At 71.6% G+C, this 11,853-nt stretch carries 12 protein-coding genes; 4 read left to right on the top strand and 8 right to left on the bottom strand.

The window, feature by feature from the left end; all coding sequences use genetic code 11:
- Positions 1-117 precede the first annotated feature (117 nt).
- Positions 118-504: a DUF7715 family protein gene (locus L3Q67_RS28240; RefSeq protein WP_499184461.1), complete on the top strand. Its 387-nt coding sequence runs from the start codon at positions 118-120 to the stop codon at positions 502-504.
- Positions 505-512: 8 nt separating this feature from the next.
- Here the strand turns inward: L3Q67_RS28240 and L3Q67_RS28235 are convergent, their stop codons facing one another.
- Together L3Q67_RS28235 and L3Q67_RS28230 are read right to left on the bottom strand one after the other, a co-directional pair.
- A complete protein-coding gene (locus L3Q67_RS28235) occupies positions 513-1,142 on the bottom strand; it encodes a TetR/AcrR family transcriptional regulator (protein WP_209668023.1) in 630 nt (209 codons plus the stop codon).
- 105 nt (positions 1,143-1,247) lie between these two features.
- A complete protein-coding gene (locus tag L3Q67_RS28230) occupies positions 1,248-2,894 on the bottom strand; it encodes a class I adenylate-forming enzyme family protein (RefSeq protein ID WP_499184460.1) in 1,647 nt (548 codons plus the stop codon).
- A gap of 102 nt (positions 2,895-2,996) precedes the next feature.
- Here L3Q67_RS28230 and L3Q67_RS28225 point away from each other — a divergent pair, with 102 nt between their 5' ends.
- Positions 2,997-3,809, top strand: coding sequence for a Clp protease/crotonase-like domain-containing protein (locus tag L3Q67_RS28225; RefSeq protein ID WP_499184459.1), 813 nt, complete (start codon positions 2,997-2,999; stop codon positions 3,807-3,809).
- Here the strand turns inward: L3Q67_RS28225 and L3Q67_RS28220 are convergent.
- The 5 genes from L3Q67_RS28220 to L3Q67_RS28200 all read right to left on the bottom strand — a co-directional run bounded on the left by L3Q67_RS28220 (position 3,797) and on the right by L3Q67_RS28200 (position 8,917).
- Positions 3,797-4,294 carry a methylated-DNA--[protein]-cysteine S-methyltransferase gene (locus L3Q67_RS28220; protein ID WP_499184458.1) on the bottom strand — a complete coding sequence of 166 codons (498 nt, stop codon included), beginning with the start codon at positions 4,292-4,294 and terminating at the stop codon, positions 3,797-3,799. The genes L3Q67_RS28225 and L3Q67_RS28220 overlap by 13 nt on opposite strands.
- On the bottom strand, positions 4,291-5,628 hold the full coding sequence (locus L3Q67_RS28215; RefSeq protein ID WP_499184457.1) for a DNA-3-methyladenine glycosylase 2 family protein: 1,338 nt from the start codon (positions 5,626-5,628) through the stop codon (positions 4,291-4,293). Before L3Q67_RS28215 ends, L3Q67_RS28220 begins: the two co-directional genes overlap by 4 nt.
- 199 nt (positions 5,629-5,827) lie before the next feature.
- Complete coding sequence (locus tag L3Q67_RS28210) at positions 5,828-7,384, bottom strand: acyl-CoA carboxylase subunit beta (RefSeq protein ID WP_499184456.1); 1,557 nt, start codon at positions 7,382-7,384, stop codon at positions 5,828-5,830.
- 1 nt (position 7,385) lies between these two features.
- The gene (locus L3Q67_RS28205) at positions 7,386-8,102 is read right to left on the bottom strand and encodes an SDR family oxidoreductase (RefSeq protein WP_499191664.1); all 717 of its coding nucleotides are present in this window, start codon (positions 8,100-8,102) and stop codon (positions 7,386-7,388) included.
- A gap of 62 nt (positions 8,103-8,164) precedes the next feature.
- A complete protein-coding gene (locus L3Q67_RS28200; RefSeq protein ID WP_499184455.1) occupies positions 8,165-8,917 on the bottom strand; it encodes an SDR family oxidoreductase in 753 nt (250 codons plus the stop codon).
- Positions 8,918-9,019: 102 nt separating this feature from the next.
- Here L3Q67_RS28200 and L3Q67_RS28195 point away from each other — a divergent pair, with 102 nt between their 5' ends.
- Positions 9,020-9,682, top strand: coding sequence for a TetR/AcrR family transcriptional regulator (locus L3Q67_RS28195; protein ID WP_499184454.1), 663 nt, complete (start codon positions 9,020-9,022; stop codon positions 9,680-9,682).
- Between the two features lie 40 nt (positions 9,683-9,722).
- Here L3Q67_RS28195 and L3Q67_RS28190 read toward each other — a convergent pair whose 3' ends face one another.
- The gene (locus L3Q67_RS28190) at positions 9,723-10,670 is read right to left on the bottom strand and encodes a helix-turn-helix transcriptional regulator (protein ID WP_499184453.1); all 948 of its coding nucleotides are present in this window, start codon (positions 10,668-10,670) and stop codon (positions 9,723-9,725) included.
- A 35-nt stretch (positions 10,671-10,705) separates the two neighbouring features.
- Between L3Q67_RS28190 and L3Q67_RS28185 the strand changes: the two genes are divergently transcribed.
- Positions 10,706-11,848 carry an epoxide hydrolase family protein gene (locus L3Q67_RS28185; protein ID WP_499184452.1) on the top strand — a complete coding sequence of 381 codons (1,143 nt, stop codon included), beginning with the start codon at positions 10,706-10,708 and terminating at the stop codon, positions 11,846-11,848.
- The last annotated feature ends 5 nt before the right edge of the window (positions 11,849-11,853 follow it).

Here is an 11,853-nt window from a genome sequence, read left to right as displayed (position 1 = left end):
CTCGGGGGTGACACTGGCCATGCCGGGAGCCGTGCGCCCCCTGGTGGCGGTGGGTTTTGTCGGTGGCGGGTGGTACTGCTGAGGCAGGTGTTTTCGCCGAGGCCGGAGGGAGCCGCCATGAAACTGCTCGTCGCCACCGAGGTGACCCAGGGCGCCCGCCGCAACGACTTCAGCTACTGCGTCGACGGTGAACTGGTCTGGATAGGCCTGGTCTGCAGCGCGGACCAGGCCGACCCGGACGGGGGTTGCGGCTGCGGCCGCGCCTTCTCCGGGATGAACTCCCACCGCGCCGGCACCACGGCGATGGTGGTGGAACGGCCGGGTTTCACCGAAGCCGACTACATCGAGGCCATCCGCTCCAGCCTCGACCAGCAGGGCTATCCGCTGGACATCGCCGGGGACCTCGCCGCCAGCCTGCTCCGCCTCGCCGCGCACTACCCGCCGGGCACGGTGGTCGAGCGGCGGCTCGACGACATCGTGCCCCGCGCGGTCGTGCCGTATTGAAAGGACCTCTAGACCGGCCGAAGCGCCGAGAGCAGCAGGTCCGCGTAGTGGTCGCCGACCTGTTGCGCGGACATCGAGCCGCTGCGCCGGTACCACGAGCCCAGGTGGTGCACGCCGCCGAAGAAGAAGTCCAGCACCAGGTCCGCGGGCTTGTCGGCGCGGAACTCCCCGCTCGACTGCCCTTCCTCGATCAGCGAGCGGAAGCGCTCGTGGTACTTGCGGCGTTCGGCCCGCACCGACTTCTGCTTCTCCGGGCTGAGGTGGTGCATCGACTGCATGAAGATGGTGGCGTCGTCGAGGTTGGCGATCGTGCTGACCACGACGTCGGAGGCGGCGGCGCTCAGCCGCTCGGCCAGCGGCGCGTCCCCGGCCATCAGGCGCTCGAGCTGATCGGTCTGCTCCCGCAGCACGCGCGCGTAGATCTCGTAGAGCAGGTCGTCCTTCGAGCCGAAGTAGTGGTACATCGCGCCCTTGGTGACTCCGGCGGCCTCGACGATCTCCTGGACCGAGGTCCGGTCGAAGCCCTTCTTCGCGAAGAGCTTGGTGGCCACGGACAGCAGCCGCCGCGGCACCGACCCCGGAGCGTAACCATTCTCCTCGATCGTGGTGCCCGGCTTCCCGGCGCTGGCTCGAGTCATCGCCCGGCCCCCTTCCCGTCACCCGGCTCACCTGCGGCGAGCCGTTTCTGCTCGGAAGCTGAGCGTACCGAGACGATGATCACCGTACGTACACCGCCCCGGCACTCAACCCCGTGCCCGCAACTCCCGGCGCAGGATTTTGCCACTCAGCGTCTTCGGCAGTTCGTCCAGCACCTCGATCGAGCGCGGGTACTTGTACGCCGCCAGCCGCTCGGCGCAGTAGTCGATCAGCTCGCGGGGTGCCGGCCGCTGCCCCGGCCGGGCGCTCACGTACGCCTTCACCGTCTCGCCGCGGTACTCGTCCGGCACGCCGACGACAGCGGCTTCCCGCACCGCCGGGTGGGTGTAGAGCACGTCCTCGACCTCGCGCGGCCACACCTTGAAACCCGAGGCGTTGATCATGTCCTTCTTGCGGTCGACCACGTAGACCCAGCCGTCGGCGTCCATGAACCCGACGTCGCCGGTGCGCAGGCGGCCCGCGGGCAGCGCGGCGGCGGTGTCGGCGGGCCGGTTCCAGTACCCCGGCACCACCGTCGGCCCTTCGACGACGATCTCCCCCGGTTTGCCCGGCGGCACCTCGGCGCCCTGGTCGTCGACGATGCGGACCACGGTGTCCGGGGTCGGCAGGCCGATGGAGATGGTGCCGGACTCCGGGTCGATCGGCGCGCGCAGTGAAGCGGGCACGGTGATGCAGCCCGCGGTGGTCTCGGTGAGCCCGTACCCGTTGTGCAGGTAGTGCCCGAACCGCGCTTCGAAGGTCTCCACCACGGCGGGCGGCAGGGCGGCGCCGCCGGAGTAGAGCAGTTCGAACGAGGCGAAGTGCTCGCGGCTCGCCGACGGGTGCGACATCAGCGCGAGGTACGCCGTGGCCGGGCCGACGGTGTAGGCGGGCCGGTGCTCGGCGAAGGCGTCCAGCACCACGCCCGGCTCGAACCGGTACGCCAGCACCAGCGTGCCCGCCAGGTCGAAGGCCGACGCGAGTTCGCAGACCATGCCGGTGATGTGGAACAGCGGCGCCAGCGCGAACAGCGTGCTGCCCTCGGCCATCCCGCTGAAGTTCCGCAGTGATCCGGCGTTGACCGCGAGGTTGCGGTGGGTGTTGGTGGCACCCTTGGGCTGGCCGCTGGTCCCGGAGGTGTAGCTGATCAGCGCGACCTCGTCGCCGCCGAGGCCCGGGTCGGGCGGGGCGCCCGGGGCGTCGTTGGCCGCGTCGAGCAGGTCGTCGGCGCCCTCGGTGTCCTCATAAACCACCGCGTTGAACACCCGGTCGTCGTCACGGGTCTGCAGATCGAGTTCGCTGGTGGTCAGCGCGATGCCGATGCCCCGCGCCGCCTCGGAGACCCCGCGGTTCCAGCCGCGCTGCGAGCACACGACCGCGCGCACCCCGGCGTCGGCGAAGACGTGCTCGAGTTCGGCTCGGCGGTACATCGGGTTGACCGGCACCACCACCCCGCCCGCCTTCCACGCGCCGAGCAGCGCCAGCACGAACTGCGGGATGTTCTGCAGGATCAGCGCGAGCCGGTCGCCGCGCCGGAACCCGCGCGCCAGCAGGTGGTTCGCCACGCCGTCACTGAGCCGGTCGACCTCGGCGTAGGTCAGCCCGCCGTCGAAGTAGGCCACCGCCGTGCGGTCCGGCACCGCCGCGACCGCGTGCCGGAAGGCCGACAGCACCGAGTCGTGCCACGCCGGTTCGGCGGCGAACAACCGACGGTCGTACCGCGCCACCCACGGCTTGTCCTCGTACCAGCTCACCCGTCCTCCACAACGCACACCGACCAGTCGGTATCTGTGAAACTACGCCTCGACGCCGACCTAAGCAACCGCTTAGTCTGGGGCCGGAAAGGGAGGTGCCCGATGACCGGAACCACACCGGCCGACGGAGTGCGGTATGCGATCACCGCCGGGATCGCCACGCTCACGTTCGACCGGCCCGAGCGGCACAACGCGATGGACCCGGCGATGCGCACCCGGTACGGCAGGACGTTGCGCGAGGCCGAACAGGATCCGGCGGTGCGCGCGGTGGTGGTCACCGGCGCGGGCCGGTCCTTCTGCCCTGGCGCGGATCTCGACGCGCTCGCGGGCATCGGCTCGACCGGTGTGGCCGACAAGGACGTGACAGCCGACGACGGTGGCTATGTCGACGTGCTCGCCGCCGCCACGGTCGCGAAACCGGTGGTCGCCGCGATCAACGGCGGGTGCGCCGGGCTCGGGTTCGTGGTCGCCTGTGCCGCCGACGTCCGGTTCGCCGCGGCGGGCGCGAAGTTCACCACCGCGTTCGTGCGCCGCGGGCTCATCGCCGAATACGGGATCGCCAAGCTGCTGCCCGAACTCGTCGGGCGGGGCCGGGCGCTGGACCTGCTGCTCTCCGGGCGCACCTTCACCGCGGAGCAGGCCTTCGACTACGGCCTGGTGCAGGAAGTCCGGCCGGCGGAGGAACTGCTCGACGCGGCGACGGCGTACGCGGCCGAACTCGCCACCTACAGCGCGCCGCGGTCGATGGCGCTGATCAAGGACCAGGTCCGGGTGGAGACGGCGCTGCCACTGGCCGAATCGGCGCGGCGCGCGACCGGCCTCATGCTCGACTCGTTCGGCCACCCCGAACTCGCCGAGGGCGTGACCAGCTGGAACGAACGCCGTCCACCCGAATTCCCGCCCTACCCCAGCTGAAGCTGCCCCGGCACCCCTTCGAAGGCGAGCAGGAACTGCTTGCGGGGCAGCCCGCCGCCGTACCCGGTGAGGCTGCCGCCGCTGCCGATCACCCGGTGGCACGGCACCACGATGCTGATCGGGTTGCGCCCGTTGGCCGCGCCGACCGCGCGCACCGCGCTCGGCCTGCCGACCCGCGCGGCCAGTTCGGCGTAGGAAACGGTGTCCCCGAACGGGATCCGGCACAGCTCCGTCCACACCGCACGCTGGAACTCGGTGCCGTCGAAGTGCAGCGGCAGGTCGAATTCGGTGCGCTGCCCGGCGAAGTACTCCTTGAGCTGCAAGGTGGTCTCGGCGAACGGCGTCTCGTCGCGCGTGCCGAAGCGCTCGTCCGGCGGGCGGTGGCGCTGCTGTTCCATGTAGAGGCCGGCCAGCCGATCGCCCTCGGCGACCAGGGTCAGCTCTCCGACGGGGCTGTCCACCACCGTGTGCACCCGGGTGGTCATGCGATTTCCCTTTCCGTTGCCGAATCTTGCAGGTACTGCGCGGCGTAGGCCCGCCACGGCCGCCACCGCCGGCCGGAACCGGGCCGGGGGAAAGCGTCCGGATCGCCCAGCGCGCGCATCGCGATCAGTTCCACTTTGGCCGGATCGATGGCGGCGAGCCGGTCCCTGGCCCGGTTCCAGTCGCTGCCCGCGCCCAGTTCGAGGTCACCACCAGCGAGCGCACGGGCCAGCGCGGCGACCGGCTCCTCGTCGACCAGCGCCGCCGGTTCGGGGAAGAGCAGCGAAAGCCCGCCACCGGGGTCGTCGACCGGTTCACCGTGCTTCGCGGCCAGTGCCGCCGCCTTCTCCCCCGCGATCGCCCGGATGGCGAACTCGGCGCCGTCCACCGTGCGCGGCACGCGGCGCCCCGGCCGCGCCGCGATCAGCGGAGCCAGCACGCTGTCCTCGGCGAGCAGGGCGTCGACCGCTTCCGGGTCGGCGTCGAGGTCGAGCAGGCGGCGGCAGCGGTTGATCGCGGTGTGCAGGTCACGCAGGTCGGTCAGCGACAACTCCGCGGCGATGTGCCCCGGCATCGGCCGCAACGCGACGATCCCCGGCCCGTTCGGCAACCGCAGCGTCCGGCGGTACGCGCCGTCACGCCACTCCTCCACCCCTGGCAGGGCTTCGGCGGCGAGCACGGCGAACAGGCCCTCGGCGTAGAGCGGCGCGCGGAACGGCAGGCGGAGTGAAAGCACGCCGGAGGCCGGTCCGCCGCTTCCGGCCCGGCGGCGCAACTCGGTCGGTGACATGGCGAAGACCTCGCGCACGGTGTCGTTGAACGTGCGCAGGCTGGAAAATCCGGCCGCCAGCGCGACCTCGCCCATCGGCAGCGTGCTGGTCTCGATGAGCAGGCGCGCGGTCTGCGCGCGCTGGGCCCGCGCGAGCGCCAGCGGTCCGGCGCCGAGTTCGGCGAGCAGTTGCCGCTGCACCTGGCGAACGCTGTACCCGAGCCGCCGCGCCAGGCCGTCGACGCCGTCGCGGTCGACCACACCGTCCGCGATCAACCGCATCGCCCTGGCCACCAGGTCCGCGCGCTCGTTCCACTTCGGCGAACCGGGGCTCGCGTCGGGACGGCAGCGCTTGCACGCGCGGAACCCCGCCTGCTGCGCGGCGGCCGCGCTGGGCAGGAACCGCATGTTCTCGGCCTTCGGTGGGACCACCGGGCAGCTGGGCCGGCAGTAGATCCGCGTGGTGAGCACGACGGTGAAGAACCAGCCGTCGAACCGGGCGTCCTTCGACCGCACGGCTCGCACGCACCGCTCGGTGTCCTCGTGTACTTCCCGTACTTCCTGCACCGCACCAGCATCGCCGGGCACGCGGCGCCGCGCTAGCGAAAATGCGACAGCTGCCTGGGCATCCGGCGCGTTAACCGGCGGCCGTGCCGAACGGATTGTCGATGGCATAGCGCCACCGTCCGTCACCGGGCCGGGGACGAGCACGGCGGTGTCTTCGTAGCAGCGTTCGAGTGCGGCCGGACATCGGCGTTAAGCCCTACTAGGGGCGTACGCCGAAGGACGGGCGGCCGAGGAGTTTGGGCAGGACCCGGTAGGCATCGGTCACCCAGTCGCACAGGCGCGCGCGGGTCTCCCTGGGGTCGATGACGTCCTCGACACCGAACTTCTCCGCGGTCCGGAACGGCGAGCGGACCTTGTCCAGCCGCTCCCGGATCTCGGCCAGCAGCGCCTGCGGATCCTCGGCGGCCTCCAGTTCGGCTCGGTAGGCGGCTTCGATCCCGCCCTCGATCGGCAGCGAGCCCCAGTCACCCGACGGCCACGCCCACCGGCGCACCAGCCGGTGCCGGTTGGTGATCCCGGCCCCGCCGACGCCGAACACCCGCCGCACGATCACCTCGGCGGAGGGCACGCGGGCCTGGTAGACGGCGGTGATCGCCCGCGCGCCGCGGCGGATCGAGCCGCGCTTCTCCCCCGCCAGGCCGATCACCATGCCCGCCTGGTCGGTGAGGTTGACCAGGGGCAGGTGGAAGGTCTCGCAGAGGTCGACCAGCCGGGTGATCGCGTCGGCGCCCTCGGCGGTCAGCGTCGCGCCGCGGTAGGGATCGGTGGCGATCACGCCGACCGGGTGGCCGTCGAGCCGCGCCAGCCCGGTATACGCCGAACCGCCGTAGCACGCGTAGTCGAACACCGAGTCCGCGTCGAACACCGCGTCCAGCAGCGGCCGCAACCGGTACGGCTTGCGCCGGTTGCGCGGCACCAGCGAGATCAGCGCCTCCTCCGCCCTCGCGGGATCGTCGGCAGACGGGACGACCGCGGGCAGTGAGTCCACATTGGCCGGTAAGTACGACAGGAACGCCTTGATCACGGCGAAAGCCTCGGCTTCGCTGCGCACGATCCGCTCGACCGCACCACTGCGGCGGTGCACCGCCGCGCCACCGAGTTCCTCTTTGGACAGATCTTCGCCGGTGGCGTGCCGGACCAGCGGCGGTCCGGCGACGAACAACTGCCCGGCACCTTCGACCAGCACGCACAGGTGCGACATCACCGCCCGCGCCGCACCGAGCCCGGCCACCGGGCCCAGGCAGGCGGAGACCACCGGGACCGCGGAAAGGTTGTCCACCACCAGGTCCCAGCCCGGGTTGAACGGCACGTAGGTGAATCCGGAGTCCTCCAGCGACTTGACGCTGCCGCCGCCACCGGTGCCTTCGATCAGCCGGACCAGCGGCAGGCCGAGCTCGTTCGCCAGCCGCTCGGCGTGCACCTGCTTGCCGATGATCCCGGCGTCGGCCGCGCCGCCGCGCACGGTGAAGTCGTCCGCGCCGAGCGCCACCCGGCGACCGTCCAGCCTGGCCGTGCCGACGACGAAGTTGGCCGGGGTGAACGACTCCAGCGCACCGTCCTCCGTGTACTGACCGAAGCCGGCGAGCGCGCCGATCTCGTCGAAGGTGCCCGGATCGACCAGGGCCTCGATGCGCTCGCGCACGGTGAGCCGCCCGGCGGCGTGCTGACGGGCGATCTTGGCCTCACCACCCATGCGGTGCGCGAGCTCGCGCCGCCGGGCGATCTCGTCGACCTCCGGCTGCCAGTCGTCGGTCATCTCACTCCCCGAGCGCTTCGACCTTCCGCTGCAACTTGTTCATCCCGCCGAGCCAGCGATCGGTCTGCGTGGCGCGGGCCGCGTAGTAGTCGGCCACCTCCGGGTGCGGCAGCACCAGGAACCGCTTCTCGCCGATCGCCTCGAGCAGGGCGTCGACCACCTGCTCCGGTTCGATCGCCGACGCGCCCATCAGCAGCTGACCGCCCTTGCCGGTGTTGGCCAGCATGTTCGTCCGCACGCCCTGCGGGCAGACCGCGTGCACGTCGATCCCGCGGTGGCGGTAGGTGGCGCTGAGCCATTCGGCGAACGCCAGCGCGCCGTGCTTGGTCACCGAGTACGGCGCCGAACCCAGGCTGGTCAGGATTCCGGCCGCCGACACCGTCGCGACGAACCGCCCGCGGCCGCGCTCGAGCCACTCGGGCAGCAGCGCGTTCGCCGCCCGCACGTGGGCCATCACGTTGACGTCCCACGCCCGCGCCCAGACGTCCTCGGTGCTGTCCGCCCCGCCGAGCGGCGCGATCCCGGCGTTGGCGCAGAAGATGTCGATCCCGCCGAGCACTTCGCGCGAGCGGGCGAGCAACTGCTCGACGCCCTCGACCCCGGCGGCGTCCCCGGCGATCGCGGTGCCGCCGATCTCCTCGGCCACCGCGGCGGCCGCGTCACCGTTCAGGTCGGCCACGACCACCCGGGCGCCCTCGGCGTGGAACCGCCGCGCCATCGCGGCGCCGATGCCCGCGCCACCGCCGGTGACGACGATCCCGGCGTCCTTCAGCTCGGCGCTCACAGGCCACCGACCAGGGTGCGGCCGCCGTCGAGCACCATGGTCTGGCCGGTGATCCAGCCCGCTTCGTCGGACAGCAGGAAGGCGACCGCGCCCGCGACGTCCTCGGGCAGGCCGAGCCGCTTCATCGGGTAGGCGGCCGAGACCTCCTCCTCGCGGCCCTCGTAGAGCGCGGTGGCGAACTTGGTCTTGACCACGGCGGGCGCGACGGCGTTGACCCGGATGCCCGGGCCCAGTTCGGCGCCGAGTTCCACGGTCAGCCGGATCAGCGCGGCCTTGCTGATGCCGTACATGCCGATGCCCGGCGACGCGCCCAGCCCGGCGACCGAGGCCACGTTGACCACCGAGCCGCCGTGCTCGCCCATCCACGCGTCGCGCGCGTGCCGGGTCCAGGCCAGCGGGGCGAGCACGTTGACCGCGAGGATCTTCGCCGCCGCCTCGGGGTCGATGTCCAGCGCCGGGCCGTAGACCGGGTTGATGCCGGTGTTGTTCACCAGCATGTCCAGGCTGCCGAAGGTCTCCACCGCCTTGGCGACCGCCTCGGCCTGGTGCTCGGCGTCGTCGGCCTTGCCGGGGACCGCGATGGCGTGGTCCGGTCCGCCCAGTTCCCGCACGGCCTCGGCCAGTGGCTCCGGCTTGCGCGCGGTGATGCAGACCTTGGCGCCGCGCTCGACGAGGGTGCGCGCGATGCCGAGACCGATGCCCCGGCTCGCACCGGTGACGATCGCGACGCGGTCCTTCAACGAGTTCACTGTGTGGTCTCCTTGTCACCTGAGGTTCGAGCTAAGCGCTCGCTTACAATGCGAAGGGGCAGGCAGCCTGTCAAGCCCGCCACGATCGGGGAGGTTTCCGCGATGAGCGAGCCGAGCGGCGCAGTACCGGACGCATTACCGGACGCACTGCCTGCCGAACTGCCCGCCGAACTCTGGCCCGACGTGCAGCCCGACGCGGCCCGGCGGCTGATGCTGGCCGGGGTCGAGTCCTTCGCCCGCCGCGGCTTCCACGCCACCACCACCCGGGACATCGCCGGTCGCGCCGGTATGAGCCCGGCGGCGCTGTACGTGCACTTCCCGTCGAAGGCCGCGCTGCTGTTCGCGATCAGCAAGTACGGCCACGAGCAGACGCTGCTGCTGGTCGAGCGCGTGGTGGCGCGGCCGGATTCGGCGACGGACAAGATGATCGCGCTGGTCGAGGACTTCGTCGCCTGGCACGCGCGGCGCCACACCGTGGCCAGGGTGGTGCAGTACGAACTGCAGGCGCTGCCCGAGGCCGAGTACGAGGAGGTCGGGCAGCTGCGGCGGCGCATCGAGCAACTGGTCCGCGAGCTGATCACCGAGGGTGTGGCGTCGGGCGAATTCACCGTGCCGGAGCCCCGCACGGCCGCGCGGGCGGTGCTGTCACTCGGCGTCGACGTGGCGCGCTGGTACACCGACCGCATGCGCAAGTCCCCCGCCGCGCTCGGCCGCGAGTACGCCGGCCTGGTGCTCGGCATGCTCGGTGCGAAGACCGGCGACTGAGGGGCGCTCACCTGCCCAGGATGACATACTAAGCGGTCGGTCAGCCAGCCCGCCCGAACCGCGCGGCCAGCTCCCGGACGTACTCGGCCAGCTCGGTGGGTTCCTCCACCTCGAAGTCGCAGCCGAAGCGGGCCAGGTAGAACGGGATCTCCTCGATCCGGGCGCCGCCGGCGTGCAGCAGGCAGCTGTTCTCGTCGATCGGCTCCACCTCGCCGACGGAGGCTCCGACCAGTTCGGCGATGCGCGCGGCGGGCGCGTGCAGCTTCACCCGGCAGCGGTATCGGTAGGGCGCGCTGGAGATCTGGCGGGTGAGGTACGCGCCGAGGTCTTCGGCGGGTGGCTCGCGCGGGGCGAACCGCCCGGCGATCCGGGGTTCGTCGGTGATCCGGTCGACCCGGAACGTGCGCCAGGCCTCCTTGTCGACATCGAACGCCAGCAGGTACCAGCGACGGCCGGTGCAGGCGAGTTTCAGCGGCTCGACCCGGCGCTCGGTGGCGGTGCCGTCCGAGGCGGCGTAGGCGAAGCGCAAACGTTCGCGGTCACGGCAGGCGGCGGCGATCGCGGTCAGCTGGGCCGGGGCGACCGCCGAAACCCCGCCGCCGAGCGGCAGGGTCACCGACTGCAACGCGTTCACCCGATGGCGCAGCCGCGAGGGCAGCACTTGGTCGAGCTTCATCAGCGCACGCACCGAGGTCTCCTCGATCCCGGTCACCGTGCCGCCCGCCGCGGTGCTCAGGCTCACCGCGACCGCGACGGCCTCGTCGTCGTCCAGCAGCAACGGCGGCAGCGCGGCGCCCGCGCCGAGCCGGTAGCCGCCCGCCACGCCAGGGGTCGAATGCACCGGGTAGCCCAGCTCACGCAGGCGATCGACGTCGCGTCGCACGGTTCGGACATCCACTTCGAGGCGTGCGGCGAGTTCGGCACCGGTCCACTCACGGTGCAGTTGCAGCAGGGTGAGCAGGCGCAGCAATCTCGCCGAGGTCCGCACAAAGTCTCCTTCATCGAGGACACAACCTGTCCTGAATGACTTCTACCTTGGTGAACATGACCGAAGAGATCAAGCCGTTTCGCATCGACTTCCCCGACGCCGCTCTCGACGACCTCCGTGTCCGGCTGGCGCAGACCCGCTGGCCGGACGAACTGCCCGGCGTCGGCTGGGCGCAGGGCGTGCCGGTGGGTTACCTGCGGGAGCTGGCCGAGTACTGGCGCACCGCCTACGACTGGCGGGCGGCGGAGAAGGAGCTGAACGCGTACCCGCAGTTCACCACCGAGATCGACGGGCAGCGGGTGCACTTCCTGCACGTGCGCTCCGCCGACCCGGACGCGACGCCCCTGCTGCTCACCCACGGCTGGCCCGGTTCGATCGTCGAGTTCCTGGACCTGATCGAGCTGCTCACCGCCGAGTTCCACCTGGTCATCCCGTCGCTCCCGGGGTTCGGGCTGTCCGGGCCCACCACGGAAAGCGGCTGGAACTCGCCCCGGATCGCGCGGGCGTGGGTCGAGCTGATGGACCGGCTCGGCTACCAGCGGTACGGCGTGCAGGGCGGGGACACCGGCGCGATCGTGTCGCCGGAGATCGCGCGGCTCGTGCCCGACCGGGTCATCGGCGTGCACTGCAACGGCCTGACGGCGTTCACCCCGGTCGACCCCGGCGAGACGCTGACCGAGGCCGAACAGGCGCGGGTGGAGCGGCTCGGCTACCTCGAAAACGAGCAGTCGGGGTACGCGATGATCCAGATCAGCCGTCCGCAGACGCTGGCGTTCGGGCTCACCGATTCCCCGGTCGGCCAGCTCGCCTGGATCGTGGAGAAGTTCTTCGAATGGACCGATCCGGCGGCGGCGCTGCCGGAGAACGCCGTCGACCGGGACCGGCTGCTCACCAACGTGATGCTCTACTGGCTGACCGGCACCGCCGCGTCTTCGTCCCGGCTGTACTACGAGACCGCGCACGCGGGGGCTTGGAGCGCGGCGGCGAAGTCGCCGGTGCCCACGGGCGTGGCGGTGTTCCCGCACGACGTGTCGATCCGGCGGGCCGTGGAACTGGAGCACACCGTGGTGCACTGGACCGAATACGACCGGGGCGGGCACTTCGCCGCGATGGAGGCGCCGGACCTGCTCGCCGCGGACATCCGGGAGTTCTTCCACGCCCGTCTTGCCAACCGCTGACGGCG

The organism is Saccharothrix sp. AJ9571, assembly GCF_021725495.1.
GTDB classification, from domain to species: domain Bacteria; phylum Actinomycetota; class Actinomycetes; order Mycobacteriales; family Pseudonocardiaceae; genus Amycolatopsis; species Amycolatopsis magusensis.
This window is presented reverse-complemented; position numbering and strand designations above follow the sequence as displayed.

Bases quoted from the DNA above. Each gene is read 5' to 3' on its own strand.
- L3Q67_RS28235 (WP_209668023.1), bottom strand. From the start codon at position 1,142: ATGACTCGAGCCAGCGCCGGGAAGCCGGGCACCACGATCGAGGAGAAT.
- L3Q67_RS28195 (WP_499184454.1), top strand. From the start codon at position 9,020: ATGAGCGAGCCGAGCGGCGCAGTACCGGACGCATTACCGGACGCACTG.
- L3Q67_RS28220 (WP_499184458.1), bottom strand. From the start codon at position 4,294: ATGACCACCCGGGTGCACACGGTGGTGGACAGCCCCGTCGGAGAGCTG.
- L3Q67_RS28185 (WP_499184452.1), top strand. From the start codon at position 10,706: ATGACTTCTACCTTGGTGAACATGACCGAAGAGATCAAGCCGTTTCGC.
- L3Q67_RS28240 (WP_499184461.1), top strand. From the start codon at position 118: ATGAAACTGCTCGTCGCCACCGAGGTGACCCAGGGCGCCCGCCGCAAC.
- L3Q67_RS28205 (WP_499191664.1), bottom strand. From the start codon at position 8,102: ATGGCGCGGCGGTTCCACGCCGAGGGCGCCCGGGTGGTCGTGGCCGAC.
- L3Q67_RS28210 (WP_499184456.1), bottom strand. From the start codon at position 7,384: ATGACCGACGACTGGCAGCCGGAGGTCGACGAGATCGCCCGGCGGCGC.
- L3Q67_RS28225 (WP_499184459.1), top strand. From the start codon at position 2,997: ATGACCGGAACCACACCGGCCGACGGAGTGCGGTATGCGATCACCGCC.